This window comes from Roseateles sp. T103, from assembly GCF_057219915.1.
This window is the reverse complement of record NZ_JBXVVS010000005.1, coordinates 66,969-85,712: the sequence shown is the minus strand read 5'-3', so window position 1 is coordinate 85,712 and position 18,744 is coordinate 66,969. Positions and strand designations below refer to the sequence as shown.

Sequence of the window (18,744 nt, the reverse complement as noted above, 5' to 3'; positions counted from 1 at the left end):
AGGGAGAACCAAGCGATGCGATGGATGGCGAACCTGGCGGCGAAGACGCGACTGCTGCCCGTGGGCTTGCTGCTGCTGAGCTGCAGTCTGGTCGTTCCGGTCGCGCAGGCGGCGCCGGCCGACAGCACCGGGCCCGGCACTGGCGCCAGTGCCACCGCCAGTGCCAGCGCTGTAGCGATAGAGCCGGGCGGCCGCCTGGCGGTGCGCCTCGAGAAGCTGCGCCTGGCCAACGGCTTCGAGCTGATCCTGGTGCCTGACCACCGCCTGCCGCTGGTGGCCTTCAACCTTTGGGTGCATGCCGGCCCGCGCAATGAGGCTCAGGGCCAGACCGGCTTCGCGCACCTGTTCGAGCACCTGATGTTCGCCGGCACGCGCCACATCCCGCGTGGCCAGATGGACCGCATCGTGGACGCCGCCGGCGGCACCGATTCCAACGGCAGCACTGATTTCGACCGCACCAACTACTACTTCACGCTGCCATCGAACCAACTGGAGCTGGGCCTGTGGCTGAAGTCGGACATGCTGGGCTACATGATCGACGAGGTCGATTCGGTCGCGCTGGCCAACCAGCAGGACGTGGTGCGCAACGAGCGCCGCCAGTCCATCGAGAACCGGCCCTACGGCATCGTCGACGAAGCGATCTACCGCGAGCTCTTTCCCGCCGGCCACCCCTACCGGGCGCTGGTGATGGGCTCGCACGAGGACATCCAGTCGATCAAGCTGGCCGACGTGAAGGCCTTTGCGCGCCGCTACTACCGGCCCAACAACGCCACGCTGGTGCTGGCCGGTGACTTCGACCCCGCGCGTGCGAAAGCCCTGGTGCAGACCTACTTCGGCCCGCTGCAGCCCGGCGAGCCGGTGCCCGAGCTGAAGGTGGCGCAGCCCAAGATCACCGCTGAGCGCCGCATCACCGTGACCGACCGCATCGAGCTGCCGCGCCTGACCATCGCCTGGCACACGCCGGCGGTGTTCCAGCGCGGCGATGCCGAGCTGGACGTGGCCTCGCACATCCTCGGCGGCGGCAAGAGCAGCCGCCTGTACAAGACCCTGGTCTACGACAAGCAGCTGGCGCAGTCGGTGCAGGTGATGCAGGGCTCGGCCTCGCTGGGCTCGGTGTTCAGCATCGAGGTGCTGGCGCGGCCGGGCAAATCGCTCGACGAGATCGAAACCATCGTCAATGCCGAGCTCGACGCGCTGGCCGGCCCCAGGCCGCCTACGATTGAGGAGCTGCAGCGCGCCCGCGCTGCCATCGAGACCGGGCTGCTGGCGCGGCTGGAGAAGCTCGGCGCGCTGGCCGACCAGATCAACTACTACAACCAGCAGGCGGGCGACCCCGGCTATGTGGGCAAGGACCTGGCGCGTTATCAGACGCTGAGCCCCGAGGATGTGCGCGCCGTGGTGGCCGCGCAGCTGCGGCGCGATGCGCGCGTGGTGGCCCAGGTGCTGCCGGGCGACAAGCAGCTGCCGCCCGAGCCGCCCACGCCGCCGATGCCGGCCAAGGCGAGCAAAGGCGAGCGCGAGGCGATGAACGCACCCGCTGAGTGGCGCCGCCGCCAGCCCCCGCCCACGGCTGCCGCGCCGCTGGCCATCCCGCAGGCGCAGCGCAGCGTGCTGCCCAACGGCCTGGCGCTGATCCACATCCCGCGCCCGGGCCTGCCGCTGGTCAGCGCCAGCCTGGTGCTGCGTGCCGGCCAGAGCGCCAACCCGCCCGCACAGCCGGGCCTGGCCAGCTTCACCGCGGCCATGTTGCAGCAGGGCACGCGCACGCGCAGCGCCCTGCAGCTGGCCGACGAGGCCTCGGCGCTGGGCCTGGCCCTGTCCAGCGGCGCCGGCAGCGACAGCGCCAGCATCAGCCTGGGCGTCGCACTGAAGCGCAACTTCGCGCCGGGCCTGGCGCTGCTGGCCGACATGGCGATGAACCCGGCCTTCGACGCGGCCGAGATCGCGCGCCTGAAGTCCGCGCGCCTGGCCGCGCTGGCGCAGCAGCGCGAGGAGCCGGAGGCGATCGCCGCACTCGCCGCCGCCCGCGCGGTCTATGGCGACTCGCACCTGCTGGGCCAGAACCCGCTGGGCAGCGAGGCCGCGATCGCTGCAGTGGACGCCGCTGCACTGCGCGCCTTCTGGCAGCAGCATTACCGGCCGGACCAGGCTGCGCTGGTGGTGGCCGGCGATATTGATGCGGCCGAGCTGCGCGCGCTGGCCGAGCAACACTTCGGCGCCTGGCAGCGCCCGGCTGCCGAAGCAGCAGCGTCAGCCGCCCCGCTGGCCAAGCCGCAGCCGACGCGCTCGCGCATCGTCCTCGTCGACAAGCCCGGCGCGCAGCAGACCGCGCTGGCCGTGGTGGCGCCGGGCCCGCGTGCCGGCGTGCCCGACGAGGCCGCGCTGAAGATCGCCAACGCGGCGCTGGGCGGCCTGTTCACCTCGCGCATCAACACCCAGCTGCGCGAGGTCAAGGGCTACACCTATGGCATCTACTCGGGCTTCAACCAGGGCCGCGAGCTGGGCGACTTCGGCATCCGCGGCAGCGTGCGCAGCGACGCCACCGGCGCCGCGCTGAAGGACATGTTCCGCGAGATCGAAGCCATGCGCGCCAAGCCCATGGGCAAGCCCGAACTGGAGCGCGTGCGCAACGCGCAGCTGCTGGCGCTGCCCGGCCTCTTCGACACCAACGCCGCGCTGGCCGTCGGCTATGCCGGCGAGTGGGCGAAAGGCCTGCCCCCCGATCACCTGGCCACGCTGCCGGCGCGTTATCGCGCGGTGACGGCGCGGGATGCGCTGCGTGCGCTGAGGACGCACCTGCGGCCCGAGGATTTGATCGTGGTGGCGGTGGGGGATAAGGGGCAGGTGGAGCCGCAGTTGAAGGGGCTGAAGCGGGGCAAGGGTGGGGTTGAGGTGAGGGGTGCGGCGGGAGTGCTGGTCCCGGCCAATCAATAGTGTCGACGCGGGATGCCTGCGTGGCGATAGATGCCTTACCGGGCCTGCACTTGGACGCCGTTGGGACCCCTGATGCGGGTTCAGAGCGCCTAGGCGCGTAGCGAAGGTGCGCACAATAGGAACCATGAGTTCAACAGCCTGGAACCGTTTGCCGACTCGTGAGCTCGCTTCGGTGGTGGCTGCACGAGCAGTTCTTGGTTGATCCCAACAAGCGTAAGAAATGCCCCTCAATCACACTAGCCCGTTCAGTGACCTAACGGACGAGCAGTACGCCGCGATTGGGCGAATAGTGGTTGAGTGGTCGAACATTGAGCGGCTGCTCGGATTTCTCCTTAGCCGCCTATTGCGGACACCGGAATTTCTTGGTCGTACCTACACAGCAGGCCTATCTGCCGTGCGACTCCAAGACGCCATAACGGAGGCGATTCAAGTCCATCGCCATCGGTACGGCGCCGCGCGGATAGCCTCGCCAATCCTTGACCAGATCGGCGCTCTAAACGCGGAGGTCACGAAGCTTCGAGCTGAACGGAACAAGATTTCGCACTTCTGCTGGCTTCGATCCAACGATGACGAGGTCTTTGGAACAGCCCTCGCTGGCGGGGTTCCGTCTCCATCCAGAACACGCAAGACCGAACGCACGTTGAACATGGCCGAGCTACGCCGCATGCATCGAAATGCCTTCGCGCTCACCGAAGAGCTCATCAAACTCATTGGATCCTTACCAAAGGTCGAAGAGTGACGCCGAGCGAGTCGATTGACAATGCCCGAAGAACCGGGGTCAGGTCTTGAATCTGTACCGTTCCCGTTCAAGACCCGTGGCAATGGCCTCGGAGCTCGATTGGGATGCAGCACTGGTCTGGGTGGATGAGCGGCACGAATACGGCGAGTTGCGCATGATCGCCTTGGCCCCGCGGACCGGGACCCTGTACTACGTGGCGTTTGTGGATCGAACCGAGGCGCGACGGATCATCAGCCTGCGCAGAGCAAATAGACGCGAGGTGAAGCACTATGTCCAAAGTTTCTAAGCGGCCTGCGGTAGCCATGCCAAGCGTGGAAGAAGACCGGGCGATCACAGCGGCTGCAGAGGCCGACCCCGATGCACAGCCGCTGACGCCCAAGCAACTGAAGGCCATGGTTCCGCTGAAATCGCTGCGTGGCCGCCCGAAGTCCGAGAACAAGAAGATGCTGGTCTCGGTGCGCTACAGCCCGGAGGTGGTCGCCTATTTCAAATCCACCGGCGACGGTTGGCAGTTGCGAATGGATGCAGTGCTTCAGCAGTACGTGGCGCGTCGTTCCCGCCGGGCTGGCGGCGCCGATGCTGACCGATAAGGTGGTCGCCACCGTGGCCGACGGCGCGCCGCTGTGAAGGCCATCGCCTGAACTCCGTCCGAACGGAACCCTGACGCTGCCGCCAGACGCTGTCAGGAGCTGATCTTCACAATCGCTTCTCGATACCGGGCTCGTTGAGCGCCAGCCTTCAGGCGCTGGCGCGCGGGCCTGGTTGGTCAGGACGAAAGGCGCACACGATGGAACAGGACTTTGCGGGCAGGGTTGCGTTCGTGACCGGCGCGGCCACCGGGATCGGCGAATCCGTTGCAGAGCTCCTATGGGCTCGCGGCGCTTCAGTTGCACTGGTGGGGCGCAGCCTCTCGACGCTGAACGCGACCCGTGATCGGATCGACCCGCAGGGGCGTCGCGCCTTGGCTGTCGAGGCTGATGTCCGCGACCCGGAGTCGGTGGCAAGGGCTGTCGAGCAGACCGTCGCCACTTTTGGAAGGCTTGATTACGGCATCAATAGCGCCGGGATCACCGGTCCCGCCGGCGTTCCTGTGCAGGACCTCGATCCCAAGGAATGGCGCGACGTCATGGATGTGGACGTTACCGGCGTCTTCCATTGCATGAAGTACCAGGTCCGCGCGATGCTGCAGAACGGCGCCGGCGCGATAGTCAATCTGTCTTCTGCGAATGGACTGGTTGGACTGGCCGGCATGTCGGCCTACACAGCCGCGAAACACGCCGTCATCGGGCTGACAAGGTCGGCCGCGCTGGAGCTTGCTGCGCAGGGCATCCGCGTCTGCGCCGTTGCCCCCGGCTATGTCGCCACGCCGCGGATCCTGGCCTCTGGCACTGAGGTCACTGACTGGATGGCGAGTCGTCATCCGATGGGCCGTCTTGCGGCACGTGGCGAAGTTGCCGGCTTGATCGCATACCTCCTCAGTGATGCCGGCGCCTTCATCACCGGGAGCGTGCACTCGATCGACGGGGGCTACACCGCGCAGTGATGCCCAGCACGGCTGCTCTCCTTGCGCAGTTCAATCCCTGGCGCCCCGCTGTTCCGTGGCCTGACTCATAGACTTTCCGCCTCACCCAGGTCATCCGAGCACCTGGGCTGGCTTGCCAGGGCGAAGCTCGAAGCGACACCGTTGCAGTGACTGGGGCTGCCGCCCGTCGAATGCCGTCAAGCCCGATCAGCGAGAATCGGGCCATGACCACTGCCACCCCCGCCTCCGATCTCGCCGCCTACATGAGCACCGTCGGCCGCGCCGCGCGCGCTGCCGCCACTGCGATGGCTGCGGCCTCCACGCTGGCCAAGAACAACGCCCTGCTGGCGCTGGCGCGCCGGCTGCGCGAGGCGGGCCCGGCGCTGGCGGCGGCCAATGCGCGGGATGTGGATGGGGCGATCGCTGCCGGGCTGGAGGCGCCGATGGTGGATCGGCTGCGGCTGACCGACAAGGTGATCGCCACCGTCGCCGAAGGCTGCGAGCAGCTGGCGGCGATGCCCGACCCGATCGGCGAGATCACCGGCGTGAAGCGCCGCCCGACGGGCATCAGCGTGGGCCAGATGCGCGTGCCGCTGGGCGTGTTCGGCATGATCTACGAGAGCCGGCCCAATGTGACCATCGAGGCCGCGTCGCTGGCGATCAAGAGCGGCAACGCCTGCATCCTGCGCGGCGGCTCCGAGGCGATTTATTCCAATCTCGCACTGGCCACGCTGGTGGGCGATGCGCTGGCCGAGGCCGGCCTGCCCCGTGACGCGGTGCAGCTGATCAACACCACTGATCGCGCCGCGGTGGGCAAGCTCATTGCGATGCCCGAGTTCGTCGACGTGATCATCCCGCGCGGGGGCAAGGGCCTGATCGAGCGCATCAGCGCCGAGGCGCGCGTGCCGGTGATCAAGCACCTGGACGGCAACTGCCACACCTATGTGGATGCCGAGGTGGACATCGATCTGGCGGTAAAGGTCACCGACAACGCCAAGACGCAGAAGTACAGCCCCTGCAACGCGACCGAGTCGCTGCTGGTGCATCGCGCGCAGGCGGCGGCCTTTTTGCCGCGCATCGGAGCGGTGTTCGCGGCCAAGGGCGTGGAGATGCGCTGCTGCCCAGAGTCCAAGGTCATGCTCGCCGGCGTGGCCGGCGCGCAGCTGGTGGACGCGAGCGAGGAAGACTGGTCCACCGAGTTCCTGGCCCCCATCATCAGCGTGAAGATCGTGGCCAGCGTGGACGAGGCCATTGCGCACATCAACCGCTACGGCTCGCACCACACGGATGCGATCCTGACGACCCATCACCCCAACGCGATGCGCTTCCTGCGCGAGGTCGATTCGGCCAGCGTGATGGTCAACGCCAGCACGCGCTTTGCCGACGGCTTCGAGTACGGCCTGGGCGCCGAGATCGGCATCTCCACCGACAAGTTCCACGCCCGCGGCCCGGTGGGCCTGGAAGGCCTGACTTCGATGAAGTGGATCGTGCTGGGGCAGGGCGAGGTGCGGGGCTGAAAGGCCCACCCCCTACCGGCTGCGCCGGCCCCCTCGAGGGGGCGTTGCCGGCCGACCGGCAGAGCCGGATCGGCGGCGCCCGCGCGGTAAGTCGGTTCATCGTGGCAGGCGCGGTGTCTTGCTGGCTGGCACACTTGCGGCCTGATTGATCCCTCCGCTGCGCGCCGACGCCCCAAGCACCATGTCCGATCTCGCCTCGTCTTCCCGCAAAGCCCTGGTCCTGTTCTCCGGCGGCCAGGATTCGACCGCCTGCCTGGCCTGGGCGCTGGAGCGCTTCGCGGCGGTGGAGACCATCGGCTTCGATTACGGCCAGCGCCATCGCATCGAGCTGGAGTGCCGCAAGACGGTGCGCGAGGAGATCGCGAGGCAATTCCCGCACTGGGGCACCAAGCTGGGCGAGGACCATGTGCTGGACCTGGCCTTGCTGGGCCAGATCTCCGATACCGCGCTGACCGCCGAGCGCGCGATCGAGATGCAGGCCAATGGGCTGCCGAATACCTTCGTGCCGGGGCGCAATCTGCTGTTCCTCACGTTTGCGGCGACGCTGGCCTACCGGAGGGGCGCCTCGGTGCTGGTGGGCGGCATGTGCGAGACCGACTACTCCGGCTATCCGGACTGCCGCGACAACACGCTGAAGGCGCTGCAGGTGGCGCTGAGCCTGGGGCTGGACACGCCGATGACGCTGGAGACGCCGCTGATGTTCATCACCAAGGCCGAGACCTGGGCGATGACGCAGCAGCTCGGCGGCCCGGCGCTGAACCGGCTGATCGTCGAGCACACGCACACCTGCTATCTGGGCGAGCGCGGCGAGCTGCATGACTGGGGCCATGGCTGCGGCCATTGCCCGGCCTGCGAGCTGCGCGCCAAGGGCTATGCCGAGTTCGCTGCGGCCGCTGCGGCCGACGAGGCGGCGGAGAACGCCAGCACATGAGCTGGTCGCTGCTGGGCTGGCTGCTGCTGGCGCTGCTGCTCTTCTGGGGCATAGGCGCCTACAACCGGCTGATGAAGCTGCGCAATGCCATCGGCGCGGCCTATGTGCAGCTGGACCAGACGCTGTCGGCGCGCGCCGCGCATTGCCGCGTGCTGCTGACGCTGCTGCGTCCGCGCCTGGCCAACGAGCATGCCACCTTCGATACGCTGGAGTCGGCGCAGGCCGAGGCGCAGACGGCCGCGCAGGCGGTGCGCGCCAAGCCGCATGCCGGGGAGCCGGTGGCTGCGCTGGCAGTGGCCGCCGCGCTGCACAGTGCGGCGCTGACCCGGCTGATCAGCCTGGTGGAGCACCACGGCGAGCTCAACGGCCATGCCGAGATCGGCAGCCTGATCGACGAGCTGAAGATGACCGGCCGCCAGTACGCCTTCGCGCGCCAGGTATTCAACAACGCAGTCGAGCAGTACAACGAGGCACTGCAGCAGATGCCGACGCGGCTGCTGGTGAGCCTGTACGGCTTTGCGCCCGCGCGGGCGCTTTGAAGATCAGCGCGACTTGCTCTTCGTCGCGAGCCGCCGCCAGGCTAGGCGGGCGGCGCGCAGGAACCGGAACGTACTCCCTGTACGTGAGGATTTCGAGCACCGACCAACGACGCATGGCGGTGGCGCAGCAGAAGAGCCTTTAACCGCAGACGATGGCGCCGGTGCTGACCAGCTCTTCAAAGAGCTTCATCAGCGTACGGCCGCTCATCGCATAGGGGTCGAGCTTGGTGCTCTCGCCGTACTTGAGCATCAGCGCCGGGTTCAGGCGGTGCAGGTTGACCTGGCCCATGCTCCAGCCGGCGAAGTGGCGCTCGGCGATCTCTTCGTAGCTGAGCAGCTGCACGTCCTGGTGGCGCGGGTCCTCGATGATCTTCTTGTAGCGGGCGTTCACCGCGGCGCGGCCGCCTTCGAGCACCTGGATGAAGATGCCGTCGCTGTAGCAGAGCAGGCCGGTCAGCCCTTCGGCCGGGTTGTGTTCGCGCGACTGCTTGACGATGGCGGCCAGCTCGGCATCGCCCATGGGCTTGGCGGCGCGGCTGGCGTAGAGGAGGCGGACGAGCATTTCAAATCTCCGTGCGAATCATGAGTGCCCGCTACGCAAGGGCTGTTTGGTTTTCCCGAGCGGTCACCGCAGATCCGGCTTCGCCGGGCTGCCGGTGACGCCCCCTCGAGGGGGCGCGCGCAGCGCGTAGGGGGTTGGACGACTTCACTTCTTGCTGAGCAAGGACAGGAACTCGCGGCGCAGGTTGGCGTCCTTCAGGAAGGCACCGCGCATCACACTATTGGTCATCATCGAGTCGGTGTCCTTGACGCCGCGCCAATGCATGCAGAAATGGTCGGCCTCCATCACGATGGCCAGGCCGTCGGGCTGCACGCGTTCCTGCAGCTCGTTGGCCAGCATCGTGACTGCCTCTTCCTGGATCTGCGGCCGGCTCATGATCCAGTCGGTCAGCCGCGCGTACTTGGACAGGCCGATCAGGTTGCTGTGCTCGTTGGGCAGCAGGCCGATCCAGACCCGGCCCATGATGGGGCAGAGGTGGTGCGAGCAGGCGCTGCGCACGGTGATGGGGCCGACGATCATCAGCTCGTTCAGCCGGGTGACGTTGGGGAACTCGGTCACCGCGGGCGCGGCGGCATAGCGGCCCTTGAAGATCTCGCGCAGGTACATCTTGGCGACGCGCTTGGCGGTCTCCTGCGTGTTGTGGTCGCTGTCGGTGTCGATCACCATCGCGCGCAGCACCTCCTGCAGCTTGGCCTGCACCTCGGCCTGCAGCTCGTCGAGCTCGCCGTCTTCGATGAAGGCGGAGATGTTGTCGTTGGCGTGGTGGCGGCAGCCGGCGGACATCAGCCGATAGCGGATGCGCTCGGAGGCGGGCAGGGCGGCCAGCTCGGCTTCGCTGAGCGCGGGCTTGGCTGCGGCCACTGCCAGATCGGGCGCCGGGCTCTTCTTGCCGTCGTTCATGGGGGTGGTTCCTTGGTCCTGCTTCATCTGGATGCATTGTGTGCGCAAGCCCATGCCCTTGTCTCGCCGCGGGGCGGCGGGGCCTGCACCTACACTGGGCGCGTGTCCACGCCGCCCCCATCCTCTCATCCTTCTTCCGTCCCGCTGAACCGCCTGCTCGGCCAGACCGCCGATGCGGTGCAGGCGGTGCGCGAGGGCCGTTCGCTGACCGATGTGCTGGCGCGCTGCCCGGCCGAGCTGCGCCCCGGCACGCAGGCGCTGAGCTTCGCGGTGCTGCGCCTGCTGGGCGGCGCGCAGGCGGCGCGTGCCCAGCTGGCGCCCAAGACGCCGCCGCCGCGGGTGGACAGCCTGCTGCTGTGCGCACTGGCCCTGCTGTGGCCGGTGGCCGAGCCGGCCTATGCCGAGCACACCGTGGTGGATCAGGCGGTGCAGGCGATGAACAAGCGCGCGCCGGCCGCGGCCGGCTTCGTCAACGCGGTGCTGCGCCGCTTCCTGCGCGAGCGCGATGCGGTGGTGGCCGCTGCGCAGCGCGACCCGCAGGGCGCCTTCAACCATCCGCCCTGGTGGATAGAGCGGGTGCGCCAGGACTGGCCGACGCAGTGGCAGGCCATCCTGCAGGCCAACAACACGCATCCGCCGATGACGCTGCGTGTCAATGCGCGGCATCTGACGGCGCAGGCCTATCTGGAGCGCCTGGCCGCGCTGGGCATCGGCGCCCGGTTGGCCGGCGCGCTGGCGCCGCAAGCGCTGGTGCTGGACAAACCGGTGCCGGTGACGGCGCTGCCCGGCTTCGCGCAGGGCCTGGTCTCGGTGCAAGACGTTGCCGCCCAGCTGGCTGCGCCGCTGCTGCTGGGCGAGCGGCAAGACCTGACCCCGCTGCCGCCGCATGCCCGCGTGCTGGACGCCTGCTCGGCCCCGGGCGGCAAGACCGCCCATCTGCTGGAGCTGGCCGAGCTGGAACTGCTGGCGCTGGACGCCGACGCACAGCGCCTCTCGCGCGTGCAGGACAACCTGCTGCGCCTGCAGCTCAAGGCCACGCTGAAGGCCGCCGACGGCCGGCAGACGGCGGCCTGGTGGGACGGCCGGCCCTTCGACGCCATCCTGCTCGACGCGCCCTGCAGCGCCTCGGGCATCGTGCGCCGCCACCCGGACGTGCGCTGGCTGCGCCGGCCCGAGGACATCGCGGCGCTGGCCAAGGTGCAGGCTGAGCTGCTGGAGGCGCTGTGGCCCACGCTGGCGCCGGGCGGGCGCCTGGTCTATGCCACCTGCTCGATCTTCAAGGCCGAGGGCCAGGCGCAGATCGATGCATTTATGCAACGGCACGACGACGCGCGGGCGCTGGCCGTGGAGGGCGTCACCGGGCATTTGCTGCCCCTGGCCGACAATGGCCGTTCACCAAATCGGGGCGGCCCGGAGGCATCGCTGGTCGATGGCTTCTTCTATGCCCTGCTGACCAAGAAGAGCTAGCGCCTTGCTGTCCGTCACCTCTCATCGCCTGCGCATCGCTGCAGCCGGCCGGCCTATCGGCCGCTGGCTGCTGGCCCTGCTGGCGGCGCTGTGGCTGGCGTGTCTGCCGCCTGCGGCCCGGGCGCAGTCGACGCTGGAGCTGACGGCGCTGAGCACCGCCAAGGCGGACGAGGGGCTGGAGCTGAGCTTCGCCACCTTCTTCGAGCTGCCGCGCGCGGTGGATGAGGCGCTGCACAAGGGGGTGCCGATCTATTTCGTCGCCGAGGCCACGCTGCTGCGCGCGCGCTGGTACTGGCGCGATGCCCGTGTGGCGCGCGTCAGCAAGACCTGGCGCCTGGCCTGGCAGCCGCTGACCCGGCAGTACCGGGTCAGCACCGGCGGTCTGCATCGCAGCTATGCCAGCCTGTCCGAGGCGCTGGCCAGCCTGCAGGCGATCTCGGGCTGGCGCGTCGCCGAGGCTCGCGAGATCGAGGACGACACGCGCCACTACCTCGAGTTCAGCTACCGGCTCGATACCAACCAGCTGCCCCGGCCGATGCAGATCGGCCTGGGCTCGCCGCAGGGCTGGACCCTGGCCGTCGAGCGCACGCTGCTGCTCAACACCACGGACTACTCGAGTCAGATCAAGCCATGACCAAGGCCGCACGCTGGGCGTGGCTGGTGTCGCTGGTGGTGGTGACCGGCGCCTGCGGCGTGCTGGCCTTCCTGCTGTCCATCGGCGCCACCTCGCCGCGCGGCTTTTTCGAGCGCCATTACGTCTGGCTGTTCTGGCTGAACGTGGCGGTGGCCGCGGTGCTGGTGCTGGTGATCGGCTCGGCCGCGGTGCGTCTGGTGCTGCGGGTGCGCCAGGGCAGGTTCGGCAGCCGGCTGCTGCTGAAACTGGCCGGCATCTTCGCCCTCGTCGGTGTGGTGCCGGGCGTGCTGATCTACACGGTGTCCTACCAGTTCGTGAACCGCAGCATCGAGAGCTGGTTCGACGTGAGGCTGGCCAGCGCGCTGGAGGCCGGCCTGAACCTGGGCCGGGTGACGTTGGACGGCATGGTCGACGACCTGGCGGCGAAGACGCGCGATGCCGCGGAGCGCCTGTCCGAGTCCGGCACCACGCCGCAGCCGCTGGCGCTGGAGCGGCTGCGCGAGCAGCTCTCGGCGCGCAGCGTGGCGCTGCTGAGCAGCAGCGGGCAGGTGCTGCTGGCCGTGGGCAGCGACACGCGCTCGTTGGCACCGGACCGGCCGCCGCCGGGGCTGCTGCGCCAGGCGAGGTCGGCCGGCGTGATCGGCCAGCTGGAGGGCCTGGAGGACGAGGCGGCCGCGCTGCGCGGTCAGGCCCGCATCCGCGCGCTGGCGCTGCTGCCCAGCAGCCAGTTCCTGCTCGGCGGCGGCGACCGCTATCTGATGGTGGTGCAGCGCGTGCCGGCGCAGGTGCTGGCCAATGCGCTGGCGGTGCAGACGGCGAGCAGCGAATACCAGCAGCGCGCGCTGGAGCGCGATGGCCTGCGCCGCATGTATCTGGGCACGCTGACGCTGGTGCTGATCCTCGCCGTGTTCGCGGCGCTGCTGCTGGCCGTCACGCTGGGCAACCAGCTGGCGCGCCCGCTGCTGCTGCTGGCCGACGGCGTGCGCCAGGTGGCCAAGGGTGATCTGACGCGCAAGCCGGTGCTGGCCTCGCGCGACGAGCTGGGCGGCCTGACCCGCTCCTTCGCCGACATGACCGACCAGCTGGCCGATGCGCGCGCGCAGGTGGAGCGCAGCGTGGCCCAGCTGGAGAGCGCACGCACCAATCTGCAGACCATCCTCGACAACCTGACCGCCGGCGTGATCGTGTTTGACGCGCAGCACCGCATCGAGACGGTCAACCCTGGCGCCACGCGCATCCTGCGTCTGCCGCTGTCGGCCCATCACGGCGGCCGGCTCGAGGATATTGCCGCGCTGCAGGACTTCGCACAGGCGGTGTGGCAACGCTTCGAGCAGCTCGACGAGGCGCCCGAGGCCGGCGAGCGCGACCACTGGCAGGACACCTTCGAGCTGCCGATCCAGGAAGGGCGCGACACGCTGACGCTGCTGGCGCGCGGCGCCAAGCTGCCGCAAGAGGGCCGGCTGCTGGTTTTCGACGACATCTCCGAGGTGGTCTCGGCGCAGCGCTCGCAGGCCTGGAGCGAGGTGGCGCGGCGACTGGCTCACGAGATCAAGAACCCGCTGACGCCCATACAGCTCTCTGCCGAGCGCCTGCAGCACAAGCTGGAAGCCAAGCTTGAGGGCACCGACCAGGCGATGCTGGTGCGCTCGGTGGGCACCATCGTCAACCAGGTTCAGGCGATGAAGCAGCTGGTCAACGAGTTCCGCGACTACGCGCGGCTGCCCTCGGCCAAGCTCAAGGCGCTGGACATCAATGCGCTGGTCAGCGAGGTGCTCGGTCTCTATGCGCCGGCCCAAGAGGCCGGCCGGCTGCATGCCGAGCTGGGCAGCGATCTGCCTTTGATCATGGGCGATGCCTCGCAGCTGCGTCAGGTGATCCACAACCTGGTGCAGAACGCGCTGGACGCGGTGGCCGAGCGGCCCGACGGCCATGTGCAGCTGCGCACGCAGAAGAGCTTCAACGATTCCGGCGAGCTGCGCGGCCTGCGCCTCATCGTCGCCGACAACGGTCCCGGCTTCGCCGAGAAGGTGCTCAAGCGCGCCTTTGAGCCCTATGTGACGACCAAGAGCAAAGGCACCGGCCTGGGCCTGGCGGTGGTGAAGAAGATTGCCGATGAACACGGCGCCCGCGTGCGTCTGAGTAATCTGCATCCCGCAGGCGAGGAGGGTGCGCCGCCGAGCGGGGCGCAAGTTTCGCTATCATTTTCAAAACTTGCAGCAGCGGCAACCGCCGCTCCTGCCCCGGCCGATCCCGGCGATACGCAACGGGCCGCGTGAACCTCAGGCATACATGGCAACCATTCTTGTAGTCGACGACGAGCTGGGCATCCGGGCCCTGCTGTCCGAAATCCTCAGCGACGAGGGCCACACCATCGAGCTTGCGGAGAACGCTGCACAGGCCCGCGCCGTGCGCGAGCGCATGCGGCCGGACCTCGTGCTGCTGGACATCTGGATGCCCGATGTCGACGGCATCACCTTGCTCAAGGAGTGGGGCAGCGGCGGGCAGCTGACCATGCCGGTGATCATGATGAGCGGCCACGGCACCATCGATACGGCCGTCGAAGCCACGAAATTCGGCGCCATCGCTTTCCTCGAAAAGCCGATCACGCTGCAGAAGCTGCTGCGCGCCGTCGAGCAGGCGCTGGTGAAGACCGCGCCGCGCCCGGCGCCGCTGCCCGGCGTCAGCGCCGGTTATGCGCGCGCCGAGATCAGTGCTGGCGCCGGCGTGGCCATGGCGCCAAGCACCATGGTGGTGGGCGGCAGTGCGCTTGGCGGCGCGATGACCGTGACCTCGTTGTCTTCCGAGCAGCTCTTCGAACTGGATCGTCCGCTGCGCGAGGCGCGCGATGCCTTCGAGAAGAGCTACTTCGAGTTCCATCTCGCCAAGGAGAGCGGCTCGATGACGCGCGTGGCCGAGAAGACCGGCCTCGAGCGTACCCACCTCTATCGCAAGCTCAAGCAACTGGGCGTGGATCTCAGTCGCAACAAGCGGGGTGGCAGCGTCTAGTCTTGTGCTATAGTCTGCGTCTTCGCCGAAACGGCCTCTGGCCGGATCAGTGAGGCAGCAAGGCCAAGTAGCTCAGTTGGTAGAGCAGCGGATTGAAAATCCGCGTGTCGGTGGTTCGATTCCGCCCTTGGCCACCAAACAGCATGCAAAAGCCCGTCGTGACGACGGGCTTTTGTCTTTTCAGCGCTGCCCAGTGCGGCGTTCGTGTTGCCCGACTTACCCGTATCGCCGCTCATCGCGTGCGACGCCGCCGGTGATTGCTTGTCCGCCCATGGATCGTCAATCGTTCGAACCTTTCGTGGGCCTGTTGAACAAGGACTTGCAGATGAACGATCGAAACACCGCTGTGCACGAGCAGGCCGAGCGTCTGGCCCGCGTCGTTGTCGATGCGCTGTGCACGCGCACGCTGGGCGGCTTCGCGGAGGAGTCGCGGCTGGACGGCGAGACGCTGCGCGATGCCGTCGAGCGCTACGAGGTCGACTATGCCTGGCATGTGCTCGGCTCGCAGCGCATGTGCGACGAAACCGTGGCCCTGCTCGAAGCCAGGCTCGCCCGCCCCGCGACCGATGTGCAGAAGGCCAGCATCGGCGATGCCTTGCGCCTGGCCGCCTCTAGCCAGGCGACGGATCTGCTGATGAGCTTCGACAACGAGGTGCCGGCCTTGCTGGCCGCTGCGCTCAGCGAATCCTGAGCGCCCTGGCGGGCCGCCCCCTTCCAGGCTGCGCTAGCATGTGGCGGTCAAGGAGTCGGTCATGCCTACGACCATCAAACGCGAAGAATTCTGTTTCCTGGTGGTGGACGATTTCTCCACCATGCGGCGCATCATCTCGGGCCTGTTGCGCGAGATTGGCTTCAAGAGGATCGTCGAGGCAGAGCATGGCAAGGCTGCCCTGCAGATGCTGGAGTTGTCTGCGGCCTCTGCCGAGCCGATTCACTTCGTGCTGAGCGATGTGAACATGCCGGAGATGAATGGCTTTCAGTTGCTCGAGTCGCTGAAGAGCAGTCCAGCCGACAGCCCCTTGCACAAGATTCCCGTCCTGCTGGTGACGGCAGAAGGCCGCAAGGAAGACATCATTCGCGCGGCCCAGTTGGGTGCGGCCGGCTATGTGGTGAAGCCCTTCAACAAGGACACGCTGGCCGACAAGATCCACTTGGCGCTCAAGCACCGCGGGATCCTGGTCGAGTAGGGCGCTTTACCAGCTGCCGGTATTGGGCATCGAGGCCCAGGGCTCGGCCGGTGCAAGCGCCGGGCCGTCCTGCAGCAGCTCGATCGAGATGTTGTCGGGCGAGCGCACGAAGGCCATGCGGCCATCGCGCGGCGGACGCAGGATGGTCACGCCATGGTCGGCCAGGCGCTGGCAGGCGGCATAGATGTCCGGCACCGCATAGGCGATATGGCCGAAGTTGCGGCCGCCGGTATAGGTCTCGACCTTGCCGTCGGCATCGGGCCAGTTGTAGGTGAGCTCGACCTGGGGCTGGTACTTGCCCGGCTCGTCGCCCGGGGCACCCAGGTAGACCAGCGTGAAGCGGCCCGCCTCGTGCTCGCTACGGCGCATTTCCTGCAGGCCCAGCGCGTCGCGGTAGAACTTCAGGCTGGCTTCGAGGTCGGTCACGCGGACCATCGTGTGAAGGTATTTCATTGGCAAGGCTTGTAGAGTCTGGCGAAGACGAAAGCGCCATTGTGCGGCGCCAAGTGTTCGCTCATCTGCAAAGGGGATTGCTGCTCGCCCAAGCGCTCTTTGCACCTTAGGCGGGCGACAGGTCAGCCCGCGGCTTGTTTCTCTCGACTCGCGCTGCTGACGCGGTTTCGTCCGCCTTGCTTGGCCGCATAGAGGGCATCGTCCGCGCGCGCCAGCGGGCGTCGACGCTGACCATGCTCGAACTCAGTTCTGCGCAGCCGATGCTGACCGTCACGGCGGCTGGCAGTTGCAGTTCGGCGATGGCGGCACGCAGCCGCTCGGCCAGCTGTTGGGCCTGACCAAGATCGGTGTCGGGCAGGAGCATCGCGAATTCCTCGCCGCCCAGGCGCGCGGCAAGATCGCTGGCCCGCAGGCTGCTTCGGCAGCATTGGGCCACCTCGCGGAGCACGGTGTCGCCGAGCTGATGTCCGCCCTGGTCGTTGATCCGCTTGAAGTGGTCAACATCCAATGCCAGCAGCGCCAGGGGGCGCCCATGCATGCGTGCGTCGGCAAGGGCGGCTTCGGCGCTGCGGAAGAAGTGGCGCCGGTTGGGCAGGGCGGTCAGCGCATCGGTTCTGGCGAGCTTGTCTGCCTCGACAAGCAGGCGCTGGTTCAGCGCGAGCGAACGGTGCAACTCGCACTCGGTGTCATACAGCCTTCGGTTCAGTCTCTGAATGGTCCAGGCGGCGGCCACACAGACCGCAGCCCAGACGACGTGGAAGAAGACCAAACGATGGACCTCATCGTCCGGCAAGCCCAGACGGGGCAGCATGATCGCCGGGACCAGCACCGTCACGGCGCCGCAGATGGCAGTCAGACCGACGCCTGCCTTGGCGATCACCAGTCCGACCAGATACAGCAGCGAGGTGGCCAGGATGAACTGGGGGCGTTCAAGCAGCAGCCCGTCGATGACACAGGTGAAGGCAACGCCGACAAGGGTGTAGACCGGATAGGAGATGCTCAACGGCAGATGCCAACCGGGCTTGAACGTCAGCGCGCTCAATGCGAACCAGAACAACAGGTAGCCCAGGCGAAGTCGCGAGACATCGCCGGCGGCTGGCTCCACCAGCAGATCGCCAAGCAGGTACAGCAGCGGAATGAAGCCACCGATCGCATAGACGAAGCGGAACACCGGCAGCGAACGCAAGGCCATCCAGTCGCTGAAGCTGGGTTCGGACTTGATCTCGGCGGCGGGGGACAACATGGCTTGGCGCAGAGATGGTGCCGAATTTGCGGCAGCGCTTTCATGCAGATTGTGCTTGCTCCCGGTCCGGATAGCATCGCTATCCCTGAGCGACCTGGAGTGTCTTGTGAAGCTGTGCATCGTTGGCGCTGGAGCCATTGGCGGTTGGATAGGTGCCTATCTCGGTCGTCGACCCGACAGCGATGTGCGCCTCAGCGTGTATGCCCGCGGCGCCACCCTTTCAGCGCTGCGTGAGCATGGCCTGCGGCTGGATACGCCGACGGGCGAGCGCTTGAGCGTACCGGTGACAGCCAGCGACAAGGCCGCAGATCTCGGCCCGCAGGACCTGGTCGTGGTTGCCGTCAAAGGGCCGGCTCTGGCCTCCGTGGCGCCTGCGGTGAACGCATTGCTGGGCCCCGAGACTCGCGTTCTGGTCGCGATGAACGGCGTGCCCTGGTGGTTCTTCGACGGCCTGCCCGGCCCCTGCCAGGGCCTGCGCCTGGAGTCGGTGGACCCGGGCGGCGTCGTGCGCGCACTGATCCCCACCGATCGTGTCATCGGCAGCGTGGTGCATGCCAGCTGCGCGACGCCCGAACCGGGCCTGGTGCGCCATGTGATGGGCATGGGCCTGATCGTCGGCGCACCCGAGGGCGGCCGGCCGGCCCATCTGGAGCAGCTGCTGGCGCTGCTGCAGCGCGCCGGCTTCGAGGCCACGCTGTCCGAGCGCATCCAGCGCGACATCTGGTTCAAGCTCTGGGGCAATATGACCATGAATCCGATCTCGGCGCTGACCGGCGCCACCTGCGACCGCATCCTCGACGACGAGCTGGTGCGCGGCTTCGTCACGAACGTGATGCTGGAAGCGGCCGAGATCGGCGCGCGCATCGGCTGCGCGGTCGATCAGACCCCCGAGCAGCGCCACGCGGTGACGCGCAAGCTCGGCGCCTTCAAGACCTCGATGCTGCAGGACGTGGAGGCCGGGCGGACGATAGAGCTGCAGGCGCTGGTCGGCGCGGTGCGCGAGATCGCCCGGCACATCGGCCTGGCCACGCCCTTCACCGACGCGATGCTGGGGCTGACGCGCCTGATGGCGCAGACGCGCGGCCTGCTCTGAGGCTTCGCGACGATCAG

18 protein-coding genes and 1 tRNA gene are annotated in these 18,744 nt (G+C 67.9%); 15 read left to right on the top strand and 4 right to left on the bottom strand.

The window, feature by feature from the left end:
• The first annotated feature begins 15 nt into the window (after positions 1–15).
• The 7 genes from AC2EBS_RS14935 to AC2EBS_RS14905 all read left to right on the top strand — a co-directional run bounded on the left by AC2EBS_RS14935 (position 16) and on the right by AC2EBS_RS14905 (position 8,182).
• Positions 16–2,934 carry a M16 family metallopeptidase gene (locus tag AC2EBS_RS14935; RefSeq protein WP_484729229.1) on the top strand — a complete coding sequence of 973 codons (2,919 nt, stop codon included), beginning with the start codon at positions 16–18 and terminating at the stop codon, positions 2,932–2,934.
• Between the two features lie 821 nt (positions 2,935–3,755).
• A complete protein-coding gene (locus tag AC2EBS_RS14930; RefSeq protein WP_484729228.1) occupies positions 3,756–3,959 on the top strand; it encodes a BrnT family toxin in 204 nt (67 codons plus the stop codon).
• Positions 3,943–4,263, top strand: coding sequence for a BrnA antitoxin family protein (locus AC2EBS_RS14925; RefSeq protein WP_484729227.1), 321 nt, complete (start codon positions 3,943–3,945; stop codon positions 4,261–4,263). The genes AC2EBS_RS14930 and AC2EBS_RS14925 overlap by 17 nt, the downstream gene beginning before the upstream one ends.
• 197 nt (positions 4,264–4,460) lie before the next feature.
• Positions 4,461–5,216 carry an SDR family NAD(P)-dependent oxidoreductase gene (locus AC2EBS_RS14920; RefSeq protein ID WP_484729226.1) on the top strand — a complete coding sequence of 252 codons (756 nt, stop codon included), beginning with the start codon at positions 4,461–4,463 and terminating at the stop codon, positions 5,214–5,216.
• A 203-nt stretch (positions 5,217–5,419) separates the two neighbouring features.
• The gene (locus tag AC2EBS_RS14915) at positions 5,420–6,712 is read left to right on the top strand and encodes a glutamate-5-semialdehyde dehydrogenase (protein WP_484729225.1); all 1,293 of its coding nucleotides are present in this window, start codon (positions 5,420–5,422) and stop codon (positions 6,710–6,712) included.
• 181 nt (positions 6,713–6,893) lie between these two features.
• Positions 6,894–7,643 (top strand): 7-cyano-7-deazaguanine synthase QueC, encoded by a 750-nt coding sequence (gene queC, locus AC2EBS_RS14910; protein ID WP_484729224.1) that lies wholly within the window; start codon positions 6,894–6,896, stop codon positions 7,641–7,643.
• Entirely contained in the window at positions 7,640–8,182 is a 543-nt protein-coding gene (locus AC2EBS_RS14905) for a LemA family protein (RefSeq protein ID WP_484729223.1), read from the top strand. Before queC ends, AC2EBS_RS14905 begins: the two co-directional genes overlap by 4 nt.
• Positions 8,183–8,321: 139 nt before the next feature.
• Here the strand turns inward: AC2EBS_RS14905 and AC2EBS_RS14900 are convergent, their stop codons facing one another.
• Positions 8,322–8,744 (bottom strand): BLUF domain-containing protein, encoded by a 423-nt coding sequence (locus AC2EBS_RS14900; protein ID WP_484729222.1) that lies wholly within the window; start codon positions 8,742–8,744, stop codon positions 8,322–8,324.
• Between the two features lie 144 nt (positions 8,745–8,888).
• The gene (gene folE, locus AC2EBS_RS14895; RefSeq protein WP_484729452.1) at positions 8,889–9,527 is read right to left on the bottom strand and encodes a GTP cyclohydrolase I; all 639 of its coding nucleotides are present in this window, start codon (positions 9,525–9,527) and stop codon (positions 8,889–8,891) included.
• 219 nt (positions 9,528–9,746) lie between these two features.
• Between folE and rsmB the strand changes: the two genes are divergently transcribed.
• From rsmB to AC2EBS_RS14860, 7 genes are all read left to right on the top strand, one after another.
• Positions 9,747–11,111 (top strand): 16S rRNA (cytosine(967)-C(5))-methyltransferase RsmB, encoded by a 1,365-nt coding sequence (gene rsmB, locus AC2EBS_RS14890; RefSeq protein WP_484729221.1) that lies wholly within the window; start codon positions 9,747–9,749, stop codon positions 11,109–11,111.
• 4 nt (positions 11,112–11,115) lie between these two features.
• Positions 11,116–11,745, top strand: coding sequence for a DUF4390 domain-containing protein (locus tag AC2EBS_RS14885; RefSeq protein ID WP_484729220.1), 630 nt, complete (start codon positions 11,116–11,118; stop codon positions 11,743–11,745).
• Positions 11,742–14,021: a sensor histidine kinase gene (locus AC2EBS_RS14880; RefSeq protein ID WP_484729219.1), complete on the top strand. Its 2,280-nt coding sequence runs from the start codon at positions 11,742–11,744 to the stop codon at positions 14,019–14,021. The genes AC2EBS_RS14885 and AC2EBS_RS14880 overlap by 4 nt, the downstream gene beginning before the upstream one ends.
• Positions 14,022–14,034: 13 nt before the next feature.
• Positions 14,035–14,751, top strand: a complete 717-nt coding sequence (locus AC2EBS_RS14875) for a response regulator (protein WP_484729218.1) — start codon at positions 14,035–14,037, stop codon at positions 14,749–14,751.
• A gap of 61 nt (positions 14,752–14,812) precedes the next feature.
• A tRNA-Phe gene (locus AC2EBS_RS14870) sits at positions 14,813–14,888 on the top strand.
• Positions 14,889–15,076: 188 nt separating this feature from the next.
• On the top strand, positions 15,077–15,442 hold the full coding sequence (locus AC2EBS_RS14865; RefSeq protein ID WP_484729217.1) for a hypothetical protein: 366 nt from the start codon (positions 15,077–15,079) through the stop codon (positions 15,440–15,442).
• 61 nt (positions 15,443–15,503) lie between these two features.
• Positions 15,504–15,938, top strand: a complete 435-nt coding sequence (locus AC2EBS_RS14860; protein ID WP_484729216.1) for a response regulator — start codon at positions 15,504–15,506, stop codon at positions 15,936–15,938.
• 6 nt (positions 15,939–15,944) lie between these two features.
• Here the strand turns inward: AC2EBS_RS14860 and AC2EBS_RS14855 are convergent, their stop codons facing one another.
• Together AC2EBS_RS14855 and AC2EBS_RS14850 are read right to left on the bottom strand one after the other, a co-directional pair.
• Positions 15,945–16,391, bottom strand: coding sequence for a VOC family protein (locus AC2EBS_RS14855; protein ID WP_484729215.1), 447 nt, complete (start codon positions 16,389–16,391; stop codon positions 15,945–15,947).
• A 106-nt stretch (positions 16,392–16,497) separates the two neighbouring features.
• On the bottom strand, positions 16,498–17,634 hold the full coding sequence (locus AC2EBS_RS14850; protein WP_484729214.1) for a GGDEF domain-containing protein: 1,137 nt from the start codon (positions 17,632–17,634) through the stop codon (positions 16,498–16,500).
• 106 nt (positions 17,635–17,740) lie between these two features.
• Here AC2EBS_RS14850 and AC2EBS_RS14845 point away from each other — a divergent pair, with 106 nt between their 5' ends.
• Positions 17,741–18,727 (top strand): 2-dehydropantoate 2-reductase, encoded by a 987-nt coding sequence (locus AC2EBS_RS14845; RefSeq protein WP_484729213.1) that lies wholly within the window; start codon positions 17,741–17,743, stop codon positions 18,725–18,727.
• The last annotated feature ends 17 nt before the right edge of the window (positions 18,728–18,744 follow it).

Bases quoted from the DNA above. Each gene is read 5' to 3' on its own strand.
- AC2EBS_RS14935 (WP_484729229.1), top strand. From the start codon at position 16: ATGCGATGGATGGCGAACCTGGCGGCGAAGACGCGACTGCTGCCCGTG.
- AC2EBS_RS14930 (WP_484729228.1), top strand. From the start codon at position 3,756: ATGGCCTCGGAGCTCGATTGGGATGCAGCACTGGTCTGGGTGGATGAG.
- AC2EBS_RS14925 (WP_484729227.1), top strand. From the start codon at position 3,943: ATGTCCAAAGTTTCTAAGCGGCCTGCGGTAGCCATGCCAAGCGTGGAA.
- AC2EBS_RS14920 (WP_484729226.1), top strand. From the start codon at position 4,461: ATGGAACAGGACTTTGCGGGCAGGGTTGCGTTCGTGACCGGCGCGGCC.
- AC2EBS_RS14915 (WP_484729225.1), top strand. From the start codon at position 5,420: ATGACCACTGCCACCCCCGCCTCCGATCTCGCCGCCTACATGAGCACC.
- queC (WP_484729224.1), top strand. From the start codon at position 6,894: ATGTCCGATCTCGCCTCGTCTTCCCGCAAAGCCCTGGTCCTGTTCTCC.
- AC2EBS_RS14905 (WP_484729223.1), top strand. From the start codon at position 7,640: ATGAGCTGGTCGCTGCTGGGCTGGCTGCTGCTGGCGCTGCTGCTCTTC.
- AC2EBS_RS14900 (WP_484729222.1), bottom strand. From the start codon at position 8,744: ATGCTCGTCCGCCTCCTCTACGCCAGCCGCGCCGCCAAGCCCATGGGC.
- folE (WP_484729452.1), bottom strand. From the start codon at position 9,527: ATGTCCGCCGGCTGCCGCCACCACGCCAACGACAACATCTCCGCCTTC.
- AC2EBS_RS14880 (WP_484729219.1), top strand. From the start codon at position 11,742: ATGACCAAGGCCGCACGCTGGGCGTGGCTGGTGTCGCTGGTGGTGGTG.
- AC2EBS_RS14875 (WP_484729218.1), top strand. From the start codon at position 14,035: ATGGCAACCATTCTTGTAGTCGACGACGAGCTGGGCATCCGGGCCCTG.
- AC2EBS_RS14865 (WP_484729217.1), top strand. From the start codon at position 15,077: ATGAACGATCGAAACACCGCTGTGCACGAGCAGGCCGAGCGTCTGGCC.
- AC2EBS_RS14860 (WP_484729216.1), top strand. From the start codon at position 15,504: ATGCCTACGACCATCAAACGCGAAGAATTCTGTTTCCTGGTGGTGGAC.
- AC2EBS_RS14855 (WP_484729215.1), bottom strand. From the start codon at position 16,391: ATGAAATACCTTCACACGATGGTCCGCGTGACCGACCTCGAAGCCAGC.
- AC2EBS_RS14850 (WP_484729214.1), bottom strand. From the start codon at position 17,634: ATGTTGTCCCCCGCCGCCGAGATCAAGTCCGAACCCAGCTTCAGCGAC.